The following is an 18,915-nucleotide window of genomic DNA, read 5'->3' as shown; positions in this document are numbered from 1 at the left end:
GCTTGAAGAAGGTGGACCAGATGTTCGTGTTGAACATGGCGGCCTACAACCTCGTGCGCATGCGTTCACTGGGACAAGTCCGCCTATAAGGACTTTCCTTTTTTGCAAGCTCGGGTTCATTCACCCATTCGTTTGATTCCCATGTCATCGGAGACACATTCGGCATTGAGCGGCGAGACAGACTGCATGCCTATAAACGGCCTTATTGGACACGTTGGTTGCTGTGCCCGGGCCCGGATAGTAACCGCGCAGCAGGACTCCATTCATAGTGCGGCGACACGAAGTGGCACGTGCGCCTGGCGGACTTTCGAGTTCGCCCGCTGCCGGTCTGACCTGTCGCTATCCTTGCCTTTGCGTCCTGGGTTACGAAATCGTGCTTTTAGTTGCTTTTAGGTGACACTGCGAATTTGCCTTTTCGTGCTGTTGTCCTATCGTGGCTGGCCCGGTGTTGGGGGATTGGAGACATGCGAGGGATCGAAATGCTCGCCCTTGGCCAGAATCGCCCACAGGATGCGTGCGTGTTTGTTGGCGACGGCCACCAGCGTGCGATACCAGCCCACGCGTGCCTGAAGCTGAACGATCCAGCGCGAGAGCCGGTCGGTTCGTCGATGGGCGCTCGTGACGGCCGAGCGCGCGCCCTGGAACAGCAGCGTGCGCAGATACGTGTTGCCCTGCTTGGTGATGCGGCCCAGGCGGGTCTTGCCGCCGCTGCTCTTCTGTTTGGGCACCGTGCCGAGCCAGGCGGCAAACTGGCGACCGTTCCTGAACAGGCGAGCGTCGCCGACGGTGGCCACCGCGGCCGACGCGGTGAGCGGCCCGATGCCAATGACCGCCATCACGCGCTGCGCGTTGCTGTCGTGCTTCACGTGCGTGGCGACTTGCGCGTCGTACCAGGCGATTTGCTGGTCGAGGGCCTGCAGGTGCTCCCAGCCTCGCGCCAGCGCAGTGCGCGCGACACCGTTCAGTTCAGTGGCCCCGTCCTCCAAGGCTTCGACGATTTGGGCACGAAATGCGTCAATGCCTTGCGGCAGGAACACACCGAACTCGACCAGCTCACCGCGCAGCCGGTTGACGAGCGCGGTGCGCTCCTCAACGAAACCGTCCCGCATCCGGTGCAGCACCAGCACGTTTTGCTGGTCTGCCGTTTTGACGGCCACGAAGCGCATGTGCGGCCGCCCCGCGGCCTCACAGATGGCCTCGGCATCCAGCCTGTCGTTCTTCACGTGCTTGCCGCCTTTGCGGTACGGCACGGCGAACTGCGGCGCGATGAGGCGGACTTCATGGCCGAGCGCGCGCAGCTTGCGGGCCCAGTAGTGAGCTGCGCTGCACGCTTCCATCGCGACCAGGCACGGCGCAAGGTTGGCAAACCATTCGAGAAACTTCTGCCGTGAGATGGGCCTTCCTGACCACCACGCGTTCCATGCTGTCCACGCCATGTACCTGGATGATGTTCTTCGCCAGATCCACGCCGATACGGGTAATCTTGTCCATGACTTTCCCCTTCTCAGATGGGTTGCCCAGTACCAACTATCCTGGCATATCGCTATGCCACGGCATCGGGAAAGTCCTTACTAATTCGTAGTGGCGAAAATGGCAGCAACGAGCCCAGAAATTGGCCTCAGGCCATCGAAAATGATGATGAATCCGCGCTGAGGTTTCGCAATGCGAAAAGGTTGCAACAGAAGCTGCGTACGCGGAGGGGTGCTGCTTCCATTGATGGGTACTTCAACAACCTGCTAAGGCTCTTCAAATGGCTATTGTTTGCTTGTCTATAAGGCAACACTTCCAATCATCGCAAATTGAAAGCTTGGCAAAGCGGGGACGCCCGTGTACAGACATTCGTCGGTGAGCAGCGTTTCACTACAACGTTTAGCTAAACTAATCGCTCGTTGCGATCAGCAGCCGGTTGCTGAAGACGATTTGGTGCAACGGGTAACCGCCGCGAACACCTTATGCCGAGTCGCGGCGGACCTCAATTGCCATTCAGCAGGGGTTGGCACCCGCTTCCCCGCAGTCGACGTGGCGGCGATTTCTCCCGTTGTGCGGTGTCGGCAGATATGGGAAGACCGTGTAGATGCCGTTCGCGGTCAAGTTGCTGCCTTCGGCACCGATGTTGAAGTTCACGCCATCACCCAGCAACAGGTTGCCCGTCGACGCGCCTGTCAGCCGACCCGCAACGACCCGCAGCGCGATATCGGTCACGTCGTCGTTCGGGCGCCGCCCATTGGGCCAGCCGGCGTTGTCCCCGGCAAGAACGGCGAGGCGACGCTGCTGCGCAGGTGGTGTCGGAGAAACACCCAGATTAAGCCGCAGAAGTTCCGAGCAATCGCGTGCGCCGCACGTCCCGGTCTGCGGTTGGGATGGATACTTGAGAAGCACGTTTACCAGATCAGTCCGGTTGGTCGTCGGAATCGTCAAGCCGAACCGGAGGTTGAGTGCGGTCGCCAGCCTGGAGTTGAGATAGAAACCCAGGAATTGCGCTTCGTTGGCCGGATTGGTCATGTTCCATCTATCTTTCGTATCGGTCCCAATGACCAGTTCGTTGACGAGTGGATTGCCCATGCGGGACACCTGCACCCAAGGTCCGGCGTTGTCCTCACCGTCACCCATCCCGCGGCCCTCATGACGCATTGTGGACACATAGGCGCCGATTACGGCATTGGGTTTGGACGTAACCGTGCTGATTGGGACTTCGATCGCAATGGTGCTGATGTTGAAGCCGGAGAATGCGTCGTTGCCAAACGGATTCACGTGATCGTTAGCATCCTCCGCCGCCGTCAACACAGGCGGCGTGCGGCGAAGATTCACCGTATCGAACACTGCGCCCAGGTCGATGTAGAACGTCTCACCGCGCTGGCCGGCGAAGACCTTGCCGCCGTTCGCGAGCATGTAGATACCCTGTGCGGCTAGCGCCTCGTAATTGGGCATCGTTAGCGGTCCCACGTTGGACGGGACCGCGAACATGCTCCGGGTACCCAGGTCGGTGCGCTCGCCGTGACGCACTTGCGTCACCGTGTAGCTCTGGCGCAGGATCAGGCCGTCCGAGCCCGGTCCATCGAGCGCAGTGATCGGCGGCAGCGCGGCGTATGACAGCGGCAACTGTTGGCTCGCCAGGGCCCCGCGCAATTCGGTCTTGAAGCGGATTTCGTAGACCAGGTCGTTGGCCTTGCCGTTGCCATTGGTGTCGATGTTGATGCGATAAATCACGTCATCGCCGAAATTGAAATAATTCGGTCCAGCGCCAGGGTCCTGCATGGGAATCACGTTCAAAATGAAAACGACGTTGTTCGGGTTCGTCCAACTCCGGAACATGTAAAAGTCGGTGTTGTCGGCCGTCGGGTCATTCGCAATCAGGGGTGCCTCGCGGTGACTGGCAGCGTACGTTCCACTGCTCCAAAGCGCAGCGGCGCAAAGCGCGACGGCCCCCATGATGCGGGAAACAGATGTCATGATGTTCTCCTTCAGGTTATAAACGGGCGGCCAACGAGCCAAATATGACGACGTTAAGTGCGCGCTCGACTAGCCAGATCATGGCGATGGTCGCGGTCACCGCTGAGCCGCCGGCAAGCACCACGCGCCGGTATGCCCAGGTTGCCCGCAACGAGAACGCCAGTGGCAGATAAACGAATACGATGGCGAGTTGCCCTGCTTCGACGCCAAGATTGAATCCGGCGAGCGACAGCGCAAGCGAACCGGCCGGCAAGCCGAGGTCGTGCAGCGCACCTGCGAAGCCCAGTCCGTGCAGCAGCCCGAAGCCGAACGCCGCCATCCAGCGTCCGTTCGCCACGTGCGGAAACAGGTTATTCAGCGCCGCCAGCACTACCGACAAGGCGATGCCCGATTCAACGAGCCGCGAAGGCAGCACGACGATCGATAGCGCCGCGAGCGTGAGTGTGATCGAGTGCGCCACCGTAAACGCCGTCACAACCTTGGTGACATCGATGAATGCCCGGCGAAACGATGTGCCGGGCTGCCATGCATGCCGCTCACGAATCAGCACTGCAGGCAGCAGCAGCGAGAGCAGGAACAGGACGTGATCGTAGCCGGTCCAGATGTGCCAGACGCCTTCGTTCAGATACATCGCGAACTGCGTCAACCACCCGCCGGTATCGGTGCCGACGATGCGGTGCGGCGCGTCAGCGCCAAATACGACGCTTCGGCTCTTGCCGTCCTCGACGAAGTTGAGAAGTCCCCGATGCTGGGGATCAAGGCCTTCGAACAGCCGGTAATCGATAGAAAGTGTTGGGCTCGCCCGCGGACATTGTCCGGTGAACGTCAGCACCGCGTAGGTGCCATCGGTGTGCGAGTCGATCAGTTGCCCGGTCGGTTCGAGCGCACAAAGCTTGCCGGCGGAGGACACCTGGAGGTGTGCAAGCGCATACGCCGCGATATCGCGCTCTCGCCCACGTACTTCACCCCACGTGATGTCTCCGTCGCCGTTCTCATCGAGCCCAAGCGCGTTGTCGAGGTCGCGTAGCGCGATATCCCACTGACCGCGAAGCGCTTGCCCGCTGCGCTCCAGCGTGAGGTAGGCGTCGCTTGCCTTATGCGCAAACGCGGGCGCCATCAGCAACGCGAGCGCAAAGGCGAGGACGACGCGTCTCATTGCCGCGCCCGCAGCAGCGTGACGATCGCCGCATCTTCGAGATGCGTTGCAGCGACCCAGTCGGATGCGATCTTCAGGGCATCAGCATCGCCGGCCGCACGCGCGGCTTCGATCAGAATCCGCAGGTCTGACGGCTCGCGCTGGACCAACCAGTTCTCGCGCGCGAGAATCAGTGCCGCTTTGGCGTCATGTTCCACAGTGAGACGAAAGCGCGCCTCCTCCCTGCGATGCAGGCTATCCCCGCGACGACGCGCGGCGTCGAAGCGCGCCGAGAGATCCTCACGGTGCGCAGCGAATGACTCGCGCAATTCCGGCAGCTGTTGCTCGGCCAGCGCTAAACGAAGCAGTAGCGCGTCGTTTTTCGTAGCGTCACGCAAAAGCGGCAGCAACTCCCGCGGACGACCCCGGTCCAGCAGAAAATCGGCGTACGCCCCCTGCAGATATGCGTCACGCGGGTCGAGCGCAAGTGCGTTGCGGAAATGTCGCTCGGCTGCATCGAAGTCGCCGCGGCGAGCGGCAATTTCCGCGGCGAGCGTCGACGCCCACTCGCGCACGTCCAGATTGCCGACGCCTTGCGCAAGCACCTGCACGAGCGCCCCGTATGCGCCGGCTGCGTTGCCGGTCAGGCTCGCCGATGTCGCATCGCACCCGATGAGGACGATAGGGACAACGTGTCCCTTCAGTTGCTCGCAATCGTGCCGCGCGTCCGCGTAGCGGCCGCGCACGGCGAGCACTGTGGCGCGCGTCAGTCGCGCCTGCGCGAGCGCTGGATGCGCGGCCAGCAACCGATCCAGATCGGCAATCGAGCCTTCGAAATCATGCTGGCTTTGCTTGAGCGTCGCGCGAAGCAATAACGCGGCCGGCGGCACGTCCTCTGCACCCCACCACGGCGCCAGCGCCGCCTGCGCCTGGCCGAAGAAGCGCGGATCGCCCAGCCTTCGCCCCGCTTCGAGAGCGCGACGCACGACGGACACTGCGAGGTTGAGATTGCGCGGGTCCATCATCAGCATCGCGCGCATGCGCTTCAGTTGCGCGAGCGCCGGATCGTCTTTTTCCGGGAGGTGTTCGAGCACCACGCCGTCGCTTTCGGGTACATACGGCTTCGCCCAACTCTCCCCTGAGAGCAGGACAAGCGCGACTACCACCGGTACGAATCGCCAACCCGACATCGACCTTCCCCTTCTGCATTGGGTTATACGCGCAAGGTCCCGATCCGGATGCAGCCGGTGGTCACTGTTGCTTCCAGCGTCTTGCTTTTGGCTGCGCAATTTGGGCGTCCACCACGTCAGCATGGGCCAGCACGATGGGCTCATGGCTCATATCCGGAGTCATCGAGGCTGGGCGTGGGTGGCGAAGTCGCTCAATACCCTTCTCTTCGGGGGCACCATCTAATTCTGGGTGCAAGTAATGCCCACTTTCCTTGGTAGACGTCCGCTGGTGCCGACTACCTCGTCGCCCTGCCCAAGTCGCTCCAGAGAGCGAATACCCGATCGGGATTAAATAAACCGCTTTTATTATTTTGGTTATCGATCTGGTAATTCATGGAAATCCCTCTTTTCAGCGGCCCTCTAACTCGTCCGTGCTTCTGGCAAGTGCGGCAGCGTTTGCTGGAAGCACCGCCGGCGTCGAGCCTCACCGAAAGTACCGATCCATGTCGCCCATGTCTATTCGCCAGAGGTAAAGATGGCTTCGCTCGACGTTAATGCCGATTGCACCAGGTCAGTCACAGTCCGCTACTCCGGATGCGCGCGCGTGAAGTACTGGTTAATGTAGACGACGATACTGAGGCGCTACACGGCCGCTCTACCTTGCATTAGAACCTTCTGTAATGCGCTTCACCACAAAGCGCACACGCGAATGGCCTTCTCGGGGTTCGAGTTGCTTTTTTTTTAACTTTCCGGTTCGACGATGATGAGGTTATAGGCAACTTTTCAATGACATTCCACGCCTGCATCTGTCATGAACCGTCAATACGTCGATATCTTCAGCCACATTGCGGGGGCCCGCCGCCCTGGCCAGAGCAGACATTCGCGAAGTTGGCTTGCCTTGACGGTCCGTTGTCACAGCCACAAACGACGCTCGTCTGACCTGGGTACCGTAGTTGGAATGGCCGTCATCGCGTTCAGCGGAATCGGCACGATGCTCATGCATGCGCGCACTTGGGTTCAGTAGACCCTGCGACCTAGCTGCGGCGGTTTCGTAACTGTATCATCGACACGCGCCACGCGGCGTTGCGCCTCGGCCCACGCTTCATCGACGCTGCGTGAGGTTCAAACCGTCAAAGGCAGAATCGAACATCGCCGACGTGAGGATTGTCAGTTGATGGCCGACGTACTGCGGGTACGTGTTGGTTATCAGGAAACACCATATTCCTTGTGACTTTGCTCAAGGATTTCAGAACGGCGGCAGCAAACTCCGTAACCTGTCGGCGCGAAGGAATTCGGCGAATTTGCGTTCGAGGGCTAGGAGGTGAGAATCGGTCTCGGACCACGTACCCTATACTCGACAGGCAAAAGCAAGGAAAACTGGCACGGTTAAGTGTAAAGCGCTTATAGCTCGAGAAGATCTACGCTCTGCGCGCCTTTTGTAATCGATTTCTTTTTTCGAAGTCCGGCACAATCGAAGAATTGCTCGCGCCATGCTACTCGTAGAGATGGAGTCGAACAGTTTTATCCACTCGTGACGCAAACAATATGGCGGCATTGGACAAGGACTGGAAACTGGCCATTGCCAGTCTCGCTATGGTCGACGCCATGGGCGTCGATAGCCAGCATTTTTTTGAGTACAGCGGAATATTTGGCATGCACCGTTCGTTTCTCTGTCGCTCCACTTGCGGAGCAATTTCTCACCAGTCAGAGAAGGAGGGTAGCCATGTCTCAGGTCTCTTGGCGCCTCAAAGCGGCGGCCGTGATTGTCCTCGCCGCCGGTTTCACAATCGTGCATGCCGCTCAGGATGATGCTTACGTCGTCACACCACTCGTGTCCAGCGTGGCAGGCGCTGCCCCGAAGGTCGACGGGGTACTACAGAACGCTTGGGGTATCGCGTTTAGTCCGGCAGCAAGTCCATTCTGGGTCAACGACAACGCCACAGGCTGCGCAACACTGTATGACGGCGAGGGGACAAAGGTGGTGGCATTGCAGGTCTCCATCCCACTGCCAGGCAATGTCATACCAGACAGTGCTTGTCGCCCCTTCTATCCCAACAACCCACCGAAGATCGAGCCCGCGAAGCCGACCGGGATGGTGTGGAATCCCTCGCCGGCGTTTCTCGTGCCAGGTACTACGATAACAGCCGCATTCATCTTCGCGACCGAGGACGGCACGCTTTCCGCTTGGGCCCGCGGGCTGAATCCCCCGGACCGCGCCGTGATCGCGGTCGATAACTCGTCCTCTGGGGCCATCTACAAAGGTCTTGTCGTCGGTGTGAACGCAAAAGGAGTATTTCTGTTCGCGACGAACTTTCGTTCGGGACGGATTGATGTATTCGGACCGAGCGGCGGCGCGAAAGGCTTGTTCACGCCCGCCACGACGGACGGCGGCTTCATGGACCGGCACATCCCAGCCGGATACGCGCCGTTTGGCATCGCAAACATCGATGGCGACCTTTTCGTTACCTATGCAAAGCAGGACAAGGACAAGGAGGACGACGTTGCAGGCAGCGGTCATGGATTCGTCGACGTATTCGATACAGACGGCCACTTGCTGCGCCGCTTCGCCAGCCGGGGCCCACTCGACTCGCCTTGGGGAGTTACGCGCGCATCATTTGCATTCGGCCGCTTCAGCGGCAAGATCCTGATTGGCAACTTCGGCAATGGCCGAATCAATGTTTTCAACAATGACGGCAAGTTCGTCGATCAACTGGAGGATGCATACGGCAATCCACTGGCTATCGACGGCCTGTGGACCCTGACACTCGGTGGTGGCCGCAACTCGAGCCCGGACACGGTGTACTTCTCGGCAGGTCCTAACAAGGAGGTCAATGGACTGTTCGGCACTATAGCCCCGACGAACGCCGCCAAGGCACACGCGTCGGATGAGCAGGAGCAGTAACCGGCATTGCGTGGCTCCCTTGTGCAACTCCAAAAGCGCGATATCGCGGACCATCGGTTGCCAGACGCGACCGGCACTTCCCGGGCCAGACCGGGAAGTGCCGGTCCGCGCGCAGACAAACCCATTTCCAGTCGGGGCAATTGATGCTTCCTTCCACCGCTTGGACGATGTGTGCGTGAGGGCAACAAATGACTGGTGGCATTTGGGCAGGCAGCTGCCTGCCATCCCTCCCGTTGTTCGCATCAATCCTCGTGGTCGCCTGTGTGCGAAGCGGCTTTGCGTTAGGCGTTCCGCATGTTCGTCGGAAGGCCGTCGGCGTTAGACATCACGGCCCCGCGATCACGCCGCAGCCGTGTCGGGCCCGGCCAACTCATCCCACTCGAATCGTGTACCGGCTCGGATTGTCTGGACACGGTGTTGCAACTCAGGCGGCCTCTTTCAGGGTGGCTGCCTGACGGGCTTCATGGGGTGACATGAAGGCCAGTTTTTCGAGACGCCAGTGGCGATTGTAACGATCCTTGAACTCGACGACCGCAACCCGGACTTCCTCAAGATTCCTGAAGATGCGACCGTGAATGGCCTGTTTATGACCTTCTTTGCCGATTTGCATTCCTTATCAAGTTCGTCCATCCGGTTCATCAAATCAGCTGGGATCGTCTTGTCAGCATGGCATGTTCGTGATGCATCGCCGATGGTTTGCTGCAGATGAGTAAAGCGCTTTTGGATTTCACTGGCTTGCAACATGATGCCCCCTTTCCATGAACATCAGTTCCAGATGAATTTCAGGCAGCAATAGTAATGTGTTGCCCGTGCCCCGCCATTTGCGCGCTTCAACGGGCCACATTGCATTGCGTCAACGCGGCCCCGGGCACGCGAATGATGCTCTTCTAGTCTAGCCCATGATCTCTTGGCTGCTCCCACGTGTCCCTGCGACCAGCTGCGACCAGCGTGGCGCCTTGTTCGACCCTTTGGGGGCAGGAACACACCACTCTCTGCAGCGCCGGACATCGTGCGCGATCTGCTCATTGTTCCTGCCAAAGCCCGAACATGCTCGCCACGCGAACATTTTAAACGGCAAGCGCAAAGGTCATTCGCGTGATGTACGGTAAAGCCCAACTTCTCCGCTACGCTTCGCGCGTAATCAGGATGACGGGAGTCTCAATGCTGGCGGACAAGTCATCCTGTTTGCGTTGTTGAAGCAATGCCTGCAACGCGACATCGACGCCATAGACGGCCTGCTTCGCCGCGAACTGATCCACGGTCGCGAGGATCGACCCGTCTTTGAGCAGCGGTTTAATAGCGTTGCTGTTGTTGTACCCGGTAACGAAGACTGTTCCCGATCTTCTCGCCTCGCGCACCGCGTCGACCGCGCCCATCGCCATGTTGTCGTTGCCACACAGGAGCGCGCGTATTTCAGGCTTGCGCACGAGTATTGCCGCTGCTGCCTGTTTCCCTTTGATGTATTCCCAGCCCCCCGCTTCTACCGCCACGATGTTCACATGCGCGGCTTCCATCGCGTCGACGAAACCGGCGGTGCGTTGCTGCGCGTTTCGGCTCGCAGGCACACCTTCGACGACGCCAACAGCATCGCCCCCGTGCAGTTTCCGCGCAAGATAGTTTCCCACCAGCCTCGCGCCTCGACGGTTGTCCGGCCCGACGAACGGTACACGCAAACCTGATGCGTTCAGATCGTCAGCCTCTAAAGGATTGTCGATGGTGAGCGTGATGATGCCGCCTCTGACGCACTCGCTCGCGACGGGAATCAGCGCTTTGGAATCGGCCGGCGCAAGTACGACTGCATTGACGCGCTGCCTGACCAGGCTGCGAACGATACGGATCTGTTCGCCAACATCAGTTTCAGTCGCGGTGCCCTGTACGGCAAGCTGGAACGGGTAGGGAGAGTGCTTGTGGAACGCCTGAGCGGCACCTATCATCGTCTTCGTGAATGGGTCGGAGATGGACTTCAGTACTAGCGCGATCGCCGGGTTGCGGCTCGTCGCGCTCGATGCTGTGGGCAACGCAAAGCCCGCGGCGCCAAGGGCGCTACCGATGATGAAGCGGCGGCGTTTTTCATCGAGCATGAGTGAATGGGTTCGAAGCCGCCAGTTTTGTGGCGCACGACAGCTGCCAGCGTAAACCGTCAATGCCAGATGAAAAGAAAAGATGCGGTCTGATGGCGCTCATGGTCGCTTATGGTCGATTGATCGGACCGTCCGTATCACCCGGCTCGATCGTGGGCAATGCAAGGCGATGTGCGCGACGGTCTCTGTCATCGATCGCGCACAGCATGAGTTCGGCGATGGCTCTGCCCGACGCGTCGCCTGTGGGCTGCGTAACGGCCGTCACGGTGTGCGGATGCGAGACGTCGGAAGGCACACCGTCATAGACGATCAGCGAGATGTCGCGTCCCAGCTGGCGGCCACTGTCGACGATCGCGCGAAACGCACCCGCGCCCCCTATGTTGTTGTCCACGAACAGTGCCGTCGGCGGGTCGGCGAGCTTCAGCAGCGCGCCAGCGGCGTCATGCCCTCCTGCGCGATCGAATGTGCCTTCGATCATCAGTTCAGGCAACGGCGCGAGACCCGCGCCACTCAGCGCGCTCACAAAGCCTTCGCGGCGCTGGGCCGCGAAGGTCATCGCAAGCGGCGCGCTGATCAGCCCGATCCTGCGATGACCGAAGTCAATCAGCCGCTGTGTCGCGGCTCTGGCACCCGCCTCGTTGTCGAAGTCGAACCACCAGTAAGGTTGCGTGCTGTTCGTGCGACCGTACGCGACGAACGGAAAATTCCGCTCCTGAAGAAACGCGATGCGCCTGTCATCCATCCGTGTGCGCGCGACGATCAGACCGTCAACCGAACGTCCTTCGACGAGGCGTCGATACGTCTCCATCTCCGCGCCTGGACGCGCGGATGCGATGATCAGGTCCATGTCGCGCTCACCCAACACTTCGGTAATACCTGCGACGACTTCGCAAAAGCGCGGATCACCCAGATCGCCTGCGCCAAACGGATACACGATGCCGATCGCATCGGCGCGTCCCGTGGCCAATCTTCGCGCAGTCGGATCGGCCTGATAACCCAGCGCCCTTGCCGCTTCGATCACCCGCTGCCGGGTTGCCTCGCTCACGTCGTCATAACCGTTCAGTGCCCGGCTGACGGTCGTCCTCGACAGACCCAGCGCGCTCGCCAGCGCCTTTAAGTTCGTTTTCAACTCTGCCACCCCAAGATCGCGTCGCGCACCCCGCCAACACACCGGTGTGACGAAACATGGGCAAGCCCGCTCATCATACCGCTATTTTATCTTACTTTGACTTCCAAACCGGTTTGATCTAGCATCCAAACCGGTTTGGATTTGATCACATGCCCCCCCACTCAAAGGACGCCCACGATGAATGCCGCCTACACCTCGCGTATCCGTTCTCACCACCCGCGCTTTCGCGCGCGCCTCCTCTCAGGCGCCCTGCTTTCGACCGTTGCAATGGGCGCGCTCGCGCAGACTGCGGGGTTTCCTGCTCCGACGCCGCACTCGCAGCAGGCCTACGACCCCGAGAGCAGTTTCACAATGCACTGGACGCGCGCCGACATCCGCCAGATCAAGGCGCAGTCGCATACTGCAACGGCTGCGGACAAGAACTCGCTGCCGACCGCGTTGACCATGCCGGACATTCCGCAGGATTTCCCGCTGATCAACCCGAACGTGTGGGTATGGGATACCTGGCCGCTCGCCGATATGCGCGCGAACCAGCTGGCGTACAAAGGCTGGGAAGTGATCTTCTCGCTGACGGCCGACCCGCATGCCGGCTACACGTTCGACGATCGTCACGTGCATGCGCGCATCGGCTTCTTCTATCGTCGCGCCGGCGTGCCGGCGGCGCTGCGCCCGGCGAACGGCGGCTGGACCTGGGGCGGGCATCTGTTTCCCGACGGCGCGAGCGTGAAGGTGTTCGGCACGGCACCAATGACCGATAACGCCGAATGGTCCGGTTCCGCGCGCCTGATCAACGGCAACCACGTGAGCCTCTACTACACCGCGTTGTCATTCAATCGCTCGGCACCGGGCGGTTCGGACATCACGCCGCCGATCGCGATCATCACGCGGACAGACGGCCAGATTCACGCCGACGACAGCCACGTATGGTTCTCCGGTTTCGGTGATCATCAGGCATTGTTGCAGCCAGACGGCACCATGTACCAGACAGGCCAGCAGAACACCTACTACTCCTTCCGTGATCCTTTCGTATTCACGGACCCCGCGCATCCCGGCAAGACCTACATGGTGTTCGAAGGCAACACGGGCGGCCCGCGTGGTGCGCGCACCTGTACCGAGGCTGATCTCGGCTATGCGCCGAACGACCCGTACCGCGAGGATCTGAACACCGTGATGAACCAGGGCGCGGTTTATCAGAAGGCGAACGTCGGTCTTGCCGTCGCCACCGACAAGCAGCTCACCCAATGGAAGTTCCTGCCGCCGCTACTGTCGGCCAACTGTGGCGACGATCAGACCGAGCGCCCGCAGATCTACATGAAGGACGGCAAATACTACCTGTTCACGATCAGCCACCGGGCAACGATGGCGGCCGGCGTCGATGGGCCGGACGGTGTGTACGGCTTCGTCGGCAACGGTATTCGCAGCGACTTCCTGCCGATGAACAAGGGCAGCGGCCTCGTGCTGGGCAACCCCACCGATTTCGATGCGCCAGTCGGTGCGCCCTACGCCCAGGATCCTAACCAGAACCCACGCACGTTCCAGTCGTACTCGCACTACGTGATGCCTGGCGGTCTCGTCGAGTCGTTCATCGATGCAATCGGCACACGGCGTGGCGGCACGCTGGCGCCGACCGTGAAGATCAACATCAACGGCGATACGACGACCGTGGACCGGACGTATGGCAAGGGCGGTCTGGGTGGCTACGGTGACATTCCCGCGAACCAGTCGGCACCAGGCAATGGCAACGGCCAGGGTAACGACAATAGCCAGTAATCGTGCTCGCGAGGCTTGCGGCGCTCATCCGCAGCGAGCCTCGCTCGTCCTGTCTCGTGTGCACCGCTCTCGAGTGCGCGCATGGTCGCTCTACGCGAATGCCATCATGAAGTTCTGGATTCCCGAACTGACAACCCGCAAGCGCCCTGTATATCTGGCCGTGGTCCACGAAATCGAGGCCGCGATTGACGCGGGAACATTGCAACCAGGCGACGCGTTGCTACCGCAACGTCTGCTCGCCGACTTTCTCGGCCTGCACGTCAATACCGTCAACCGCGCGTTACGCGAAACGGCACGCCGTGGCCTGACTGCCGGCAACCGTCGCCACGGCACGGTGGTGCGAGGCCCCTCCTGATCAGCACGCCTCCCTGTGAGGAAAGATATTCAATGCACGACCCACACCATCCACTCTTCTTCAGATCGCGCCCGCTCTCGTCGTGGCTGTTTGCCGCGCTCGCCGCGACCGTCACCGCATGCGTTGCCCCTTCTTCATCGCTTGCGGAAAGCGCAATGGATACGGCGCAGTGGCGCTCCGCACTTCACTACACACCGCGGCGCAACTGGATGAACGACCCCAATGGCCTCGTCTACTACAAGGGTCTGTATCACCTGTTTTACCAGTACAACCCGCATGGCAACTTCTGGGGTGACATGTCGTGGGGACACGCGACGAGCCCCGATCTGATCCATTGGGATGAACAGGCAGTCGCGATGCGCGCGAATAGTGCCGAAGAAGTGTTCTCGGGCTCGGTCGTCGCCGATACGCGCAATACGTCGGGGTTCGGCACCGCAAAGGCGCCGCCGCTCGTCGCGCTCTACACGAGCGTGTACAAGGCCGGCTCCGGTCACGAACCAGGCGTTCAGGCGCAGTCGCTCGCCTACAGCACGGACGACGGCAAGACCTGGCAGCAATACACGCGTAATCCGGTATTGACCTTGCATCCTGAGTCACGCCAGTTTCGTGATCCAAAGGTCTCCTGGTATGAAACGGGCGGGTACTGGCTGATGACCGCCGTTGTCGCCGATGCGCATGTCGTGAAGCTCTACCGGTCCGACAATCTGATCGACTGGACATTTCTGAGCGACTTCACGCTGCCCGACATCCCGCATCGCGGTGCGCTGTGGGAAATGCCTGACCTCTTTGCGCTCCCGCTGGATGGAGATCCGGCCCGGCAGAAGTGGGTGATGATCGTCAATGTGAACCCCTGGTCGATCGCGGGTGGATCGGGTGCGATGTACTTTGTCGGGCAGTTCGACGGCACCCGTTTCAGGCCAGACGATGTTGCGCCAGCCGGCTCGGATCCCGCGCAATATCAGTGGCTCGATCACGGCGCGGACTACTACGCGGCGGGGACGTTTTCGAATGCACCAGCAGGCAAGGCGCTGACGATCGGCTGGATGAGCAACTGGGACTATGCGAGCGACGTTCCGACATCGCCGTGGAAAGGAGCGATGGCATTGCCGCGTGAACTCGCGCTGAAAACCATTGATGGAAAACCGCGACTCACGTCCACGCCTGTGCAGTCGTATGCGGCCCTGGTGAGGCGGTCCGCTCGAACACACATCCGCGAGATCAACGTCTCATCGGCTACGCGTGAACTCCCATCGTCCGTACACGGGGCGGTTCAGAACATCGACCTGACAATCCAGCCTGGCGCTGCGCAGCGCGCGGGGTTGATCGTTCGTGGCTCCGCAACCGGCAACACCGGCACGCGAATCTTTTACGACTCGCGCAAGCAGGCCCTCGTTGTGGACAGGTCTCGCTCCGGCAACAGCTGGTTTTCGGGTGCATTCAGCCAGGAGCATATCGTCAACCTGCCGTTGCACGACGGCAAGTTGCACCTGCTGGTGGTGATCGACCGGAACTCTGTCGAGGTGTTCGCAGATGACGGACGGACCGTCATGACCGACCTGATCTTCCCCTCGCTCGACGAAAACAGGATTCGCCTCTTTGCTGATGGTGGCAATGCCACGTTTAGCGACATCGTTCTGTCGGATCCCTCCTGAGACATGCGCTGCGGGCACGTTGCAGGATCGCGCGTATGACTCATGTAACCGGGTCGGATAACCGACTTTCCCGGATCGAAGCTGTCACCTGCCGAACATGATCAGAATTGGGCGACTTCACGTTTCAATTGAGCGTCGTGCACTGTTGTCAAACGGCCAGGCCCTTCGCTTGGGCAGCAGGGCATTCGACATTCTTGCTCTCCTGATTGGGGCAAATGGAAAGCTGGTATCGCGAGATGAGATCATGCGCAGGGTATGGCCAGACACCATTGTCGAAGACAACAACATTCAGGTTCATATCAGTGCATTGCGCCGGATATTGGGCGAGGACCGCGATCGCATCCTGACTGTACCAGGACGTGGCTACCGGATCGTACTCCCGTCATACGCAGACGTTCCCGATCCCGAGCAGCAACATGAAGCCCGCACGCTTCTCACGAATAACACGCCGGGTCGACAGCGACCGCTGCCGGTGGTCGGCTCGCACCTGATCGGCCGGGAGGCAGTTCTCGCAGAGCTCATGACGTCGTTGCGCGCTTCGTCGTCATTGACCCTCGTTGGCACGGGAGGCGCGGGAAAGACGCGTCTCGCCGTGGAAGTGGCTCGCGGGATGCAGGGGGAATTCGCTGACGGGGTGGTGTTTGTGTCATTTTCCACCGCTCACAATGCCGAGACTGCCCTGAACGCCTTGACTCTCGAAACATGCACCGGACTGCCGTCAGGACGAAGCCCGTATGAACGGATTGCCGACGAATGGCGGGAGCGAAGCGCGATGGTTGTCCTTGACAACTGTGAGCACGTGGTGGATGTTGCTGCGAAAGCGGCTGAGACCCTGATCAACGCTGGAAGCGGCATGCGGGTTCTGTCGACAAGCCGCGAGGCCCTGCGAACGTGTTGTGAAGTCGTCTATGTATTGCCGCCGCTGGCGGTTCCCGATAAGGGCGACTCGGGCAGCAAGACATTGAATTCGCCTGCCGTGCAATTCTTCCTCGCCAGCCTACGCGCACTCGATGTTCACCTCGCATTGGACGATGTGAATGTTCAGTTGCTAGGCGAAATATGTCGTCGACTCGATGGTATTCCGCTAGCGCTCGAGCTTGCGGCCGCACGGGCGTCCCTGCTCGGTATTCAACTGCTTGCCGTGAACCTTGACGACGTTTTTGATGTCCTGACGGGTGGGCGACGAAATGCACTGCCGCGTCATCGGACATTCAAGGCTACCCTCGACTGGAGTTACTCGCTGCTCGACGGAATCGAACAAAAAGTACTACGGTGGCTTGGCACGTTCGCCACCAGTTTCACGTCTGATGCAGCGTGCCGGCTGCTGCGCGGCGCGGGACTGGACGCAACCGAGGTCCTCAACGCCATCAGCGGGCTGGTGTCAAAATCCTTTCTGACCGTTGAACTGGACGGCGCCATATACCGATACTGCATGCTCGAAACGACCCGTGCGTACGCATGGAGGCTACTCGACGATAGTGGAGAGCTTATCGAGGCAGCTTCCGCACACGCGTCGCTTGTGCGTGATGGGTACTGCTGTTGAACAACGCGATTGCAGAAAGCGGGATTGCCGAATAGCAGACCTCCCGCGCGTTAACTTGAATCCTATTCCTACGGACGCGGATCGCTTCAAACTATGCATCTCAGATTTGCGCCTTCGAGCCGGAGAAGGCCCGTTTTGACGACGTCGCTTTCACCGTGTACTCGCATCGGTTTGGACTTGCGGAAGCTTTTTTGTTCCTTCGTGAGCGATAGAGCTGTTTCGATCGACATCCGGTTCGCCCCGCGTCGCCCCCGGAGAATCCTCGGCTCGTCATCCGAACTTCCGGTCCTTCGGCTGCGCCTCGACCATGGGCCCCGTCCAATTGCGCCAGACACCCGGTGACGTTCCAACGATCCGTTTGAAAAAGCCATACGCGTGCGCAATTTCGTTCAGACTGAGGTTTCCTTTCAGGAGATCCCGCTGTGAGCTGCGCACTTTTTCTACCAGGCGCCAGTTATGAGGTGTCGTTCCTGTGGCGCGCTTAAATACACGCAGGAAATGCCGCTTCGACATCTGAACGGAAGCTGCTACAGCTTCTATCGACTTGCCGGTACTCAGCGTCGCTAGCATCAAGACCCTGGCCGTTTCGATAACGTCAAGCTCGGTCGACGAGCGGCTGTCTCGTGCTTCGCTCCGCGAACCGCTACTTTCGCTTTGCCCAGTCGGGAGGCGCGTGATTCGTTCCATGTCGCAGAGCACCAGAAGCAACGGATGTAGCATCTTGTCCCTCGGCAAAGTTGTCGCCTAGCCCCACGCCGTCAAAACAATCTTGATTTTTAATCAATAATCGACCGCGAAGCACCGAACCTATCGGTAACCGGGTATTCGATAGGGCCGCTCTGAAAAGGCGGCGAGCGTACGAATTCGGAAAGGGGCCTTCTTTCTTAATACAGATCTACACGCAGCAAGTTCAAAGATCCCGCTGTCGACCCATGTGCCGATCCATCACTCTGGATCGGCCGCTTTACGATGCGGCATCTGGAATTGCCAGGTCGTCTCGAGTCTGCATCGTGTAGTTGGTGAGCAAGTTCAAGAAGCATTCGCCGCGGTCATCCCTTCCGACGCTGATGCGGGCCTCGTCGCCAAAGCCGTGGTGGACGTCGTCAACAAAGAGTTTGGAAAGCGGCCGTTTCGGGCGCACATCGATCCGACCGAAGATGGAGCGAAGATGGGGGTGGAGCAAGCTGCGCGCGAATTTCTATCATAAGCGCCAAAGTTATATAGATTTGGCGAGTTATTCGGGGACATCGCAGTCGGTGCCGTTTCTGGATACCGGAACAGTCCCGACGGTCTCAAACTCTATCCGACGCCCGTCATTTGCAACTTTATGCGACTGGATGTCATCCGGGAACTGTGCAACTCAGTTGCCAAAACGATGGGCTTTATGACTGCGAGGCTTATGATAGAAATTCGCGCTCAGCTTGCTAATCCCCGAGATATTCCGGGCGCGGCTAAACAATGCAGCGGCAGTCATGGCTGTCGGAGTCCGTTGCGCCCTCGTGGAAATCTTTTCGAGGTCGGCAACCAGCAGTAACAGTGCCCGCCGTCGCTCGGAGTTCGTCGTCCCGGCCTGTATGGGCACCATGCCTCGCGTCGGATTGCGTCGCGACGGGCGACCGGAGATTCACAAGTTGGCGATAAGACCGCGTCGTTATCGCATCCGGATTTATAACAGAGCAAGTTTATGAAGCAAGCGCGTATGACGCGCTCCGCGTACTTGCCACAACAT

13 protein-coding genes and 1 pseudogene are annotated in these 18,915 nt (G+C 59.9%); 6 read left to right on the top strand and 8 right to left on the bottom strand.

Going from position 1 to position 18,915, the window contains the following annotated elements:
* Positions 1 to 428: 428 nt before the first annotated feature.
* The 4 genes and pseudogenes from SB822_RS42575 to SB822_RS42560 all read right to left on the bottom strand — a co-directional run bounded on the left by SB822_RS42575 (position 429) and on the right by SB822_RS42560 (position 5,775).
* Positions 429 to 1,491, bottom strand: a pseudogene (locus SB822_RS42575) (IS110 family transposase).
* A gap of 492 nt (positions 1,492 to 1,983) precedes the next feature.
* Positions 1,984 to 3,492, bottom strand: a complete 1,509-nt coding sequence (locus SB822_RS42570) for a DUF4331 domain-containing protein (protein WP_410857504.1) — start codon at positions 3,490 to 3,492, stop codon at positions 1,984 to 1,986.
* On the bottom strand, positions 3,467 to 4,606 hold the full coding sequence (locus SB822_RS42565) for a HupE/UreJ family protein (RefSeq protein ID WP_410857503.1): 1,140 nt from the start codon (positions 4,604 to 4,606) through the stop codon (positions 3,467 to 3,469). Before SB822_RS42565 ends, SB822_RS42570 begins: the two co-directional genes overlap by 26 nt.
* Positions 4,603 to 5,775, bottom strand: coding sequence for a tetratricopeptide repeat protein (locus tag SB822_RS42560; protein ID WP_410857502.1), 1,173 nt, complete (start codon positions 5,773 to 5,775; stop codon positions 4,603 to 4,605). The genes SB822_RS42565 and SB822_RS42560 overlap by 4 nt, the downstream gene beginning before the upstream one ends.
* 1,702 nt (positions 5,776 to 7,477) lie before the next feature.
* On the opposite strand from SB822_RS42560, the gene SB822_RS42555 reads away from it, so the two are divergent.
* Positions 7,478 to 8,656: a TIGR03118 family protein gene (locus SB822_RS42555; protein ID WP_410857501.1), complete on the top strand. Its 1,179-nt coding sequence runs from the start codon at positions 7,478 to 7,480 to the stop codon at positions 8,654 to 8,656.
* A 424-nt stretch (positions 8,657 to 9,080) separates the two neighbouring features.
* Here SB822_RS42555 and SB822_RS42550 read toward each other — a convergent pair whose 3' ends face one another.
* The 3 genes from SB822_RS42550 to SB822_RS42540 all read right to left on the bottom strand — a co-directional run bounded on the left by SB822_RS42550 (position 9,081) and on the right by SB822_RS42540 (position 11,866).
* Complete coding sequence (locus SB822_RS42550; protein ID WP_410857506.1) at positions 9,081 to 9,266, bottom strand: hypothetical protein; 186 nt, start codon at positions 9,264 to 9,266, stop codon at positions 9,081 to 9,083.
* Positions 9,267 to 9,780: 514 nt separating this feature from the next.
* Complete coding sequence (locus tag SB822_RS42545) at positions 9,781 to 10,737, bottom strand: substrate-binding domain-containing protein (RefSeq protein WP_410857500.1); 957 nt, start codon at positions 10,735 to 10,737, stop codon at positions 9,781 to 9,783.
* 109 nt (positions 10,738 to 10,846) lie between these two features.
* The gene (locus SB822_RS42540) at positions 10,847 to 11,866 is read right to left on the bottom strand and encodes a substrate-binding domain-containing protein (RefSeq protein WP_410857499.1); all 1,020 of its coding nucleotides are present in this window, start codon (positions 11,864 to 11,866) and stop codon (positions 10,847 to 10,849) included.
* A 177-nt stretch (positions 11,867 to 12,043) separates the two neighbouring features.
* Here SB822_RS42540 and SB822_RS42535 point away from each other — a divergent pair, with 177 nt between their 5' ends.
* From SB822_RS42535 to SB822_RS42520, 4 genes are all read left to right on the top strand, one after another.
* Positions 12,044 to 13,636 carry a glycoside hydrolase family 68 protein gene (locus SB822_RS42535; RefSeq protein WP_410857498.1) on the top strand — a complete coding sequence of 531 codons (1,593 nt, stop codon included), beginning with the start codon at positions 12,044 to 12,046 and terminating at the stop codon, positions 13,634 to 13,636.
* A gap of 106 nt (positions 13,637 to 13,742) precedes the next feature.
* Entirely contained in the window at positions 13,743 to 13,991 is a 249-nt protein-coding gene (locus tag SB822_RS42530) for a GntR family transcriptional regulator (RefSeq protein ID WP_079503841.1), read from the top strand.
* A gap of 32 nt (positions 13,992 to 14,023) precedes the next feature.
* Complete coding sequence (locus SB822_RS42525; RefSeq protein WP_410857497.1) at positions 14,024 to 15,643, top strand: glycoside hydrolase family 32 protein; 1,620 nt, start codon at positions 14,024 to 14,026, stop codon at positions 15,641 to 15,643.
* Between the two features lie 97 nt (positions 15,644 to 15,740).
* Entirely contained in the window at positions 15,741 to 17,186 is a 1,446-nt protein-coding gene (locus SB822_RS42520; RefSeq protein WP_410857496.1) for an ATP-binding protein, read from the top strand.
* Between the two features lie 270 nt (positions 17,187 to 17,456).
* Here the strand turns inward: SB822_RS42520 and SB822_RS42515 are convergent, their stop codons facing one another.
* Positions 17,457 to 17,873 carry an AraC family transcriptional regulator gene (locus tag SB822_RS42515; protein ID WP_410857495.1) on the bottom strand — a complete coding sequence of 139 codons (417 nt, stop codon included), beginning with the start codon at positions 17,871 to 17,873 and terminating at the stop codon, positions 17,457 to 17,459.
* A 247-nt stretch (positions 17,874 to 18,120) separates the two neighbouring features.
* Here SB822_RS42515 and SB822_RS42510 point away from each other — a divergent pair, with 247 nt between their 5' ends.
* Positions 18,121 to 18,393: a hypothetical protein gene (locus SB822_RS42510; protein ID WP_410857494.1), complete on the top strand. Its 273-nt coding sequence runs from the start codon at positions 18,121 to 18,123 to the stop codon at positions 18,391 to 18,393.
* Positions 18,394 to 18,915: the final 522 nt, after the last annotated feature.

This window comes from Paraburkholderia sp. SIMBA_054, from assembly GCF_046534875.1.
GTDB lineage: Bacteria > Pseudomonadota > Gammaproteobacteria > Burkholderiales > Burkholderiaceae > Paraburkholderia > Paraburkholderia hospita.
The sequence above is the reverse complement of the archived record's forward strand: the minus strand, read 5'-3'. Positions and strand labels throughout refer to the sequence as shown.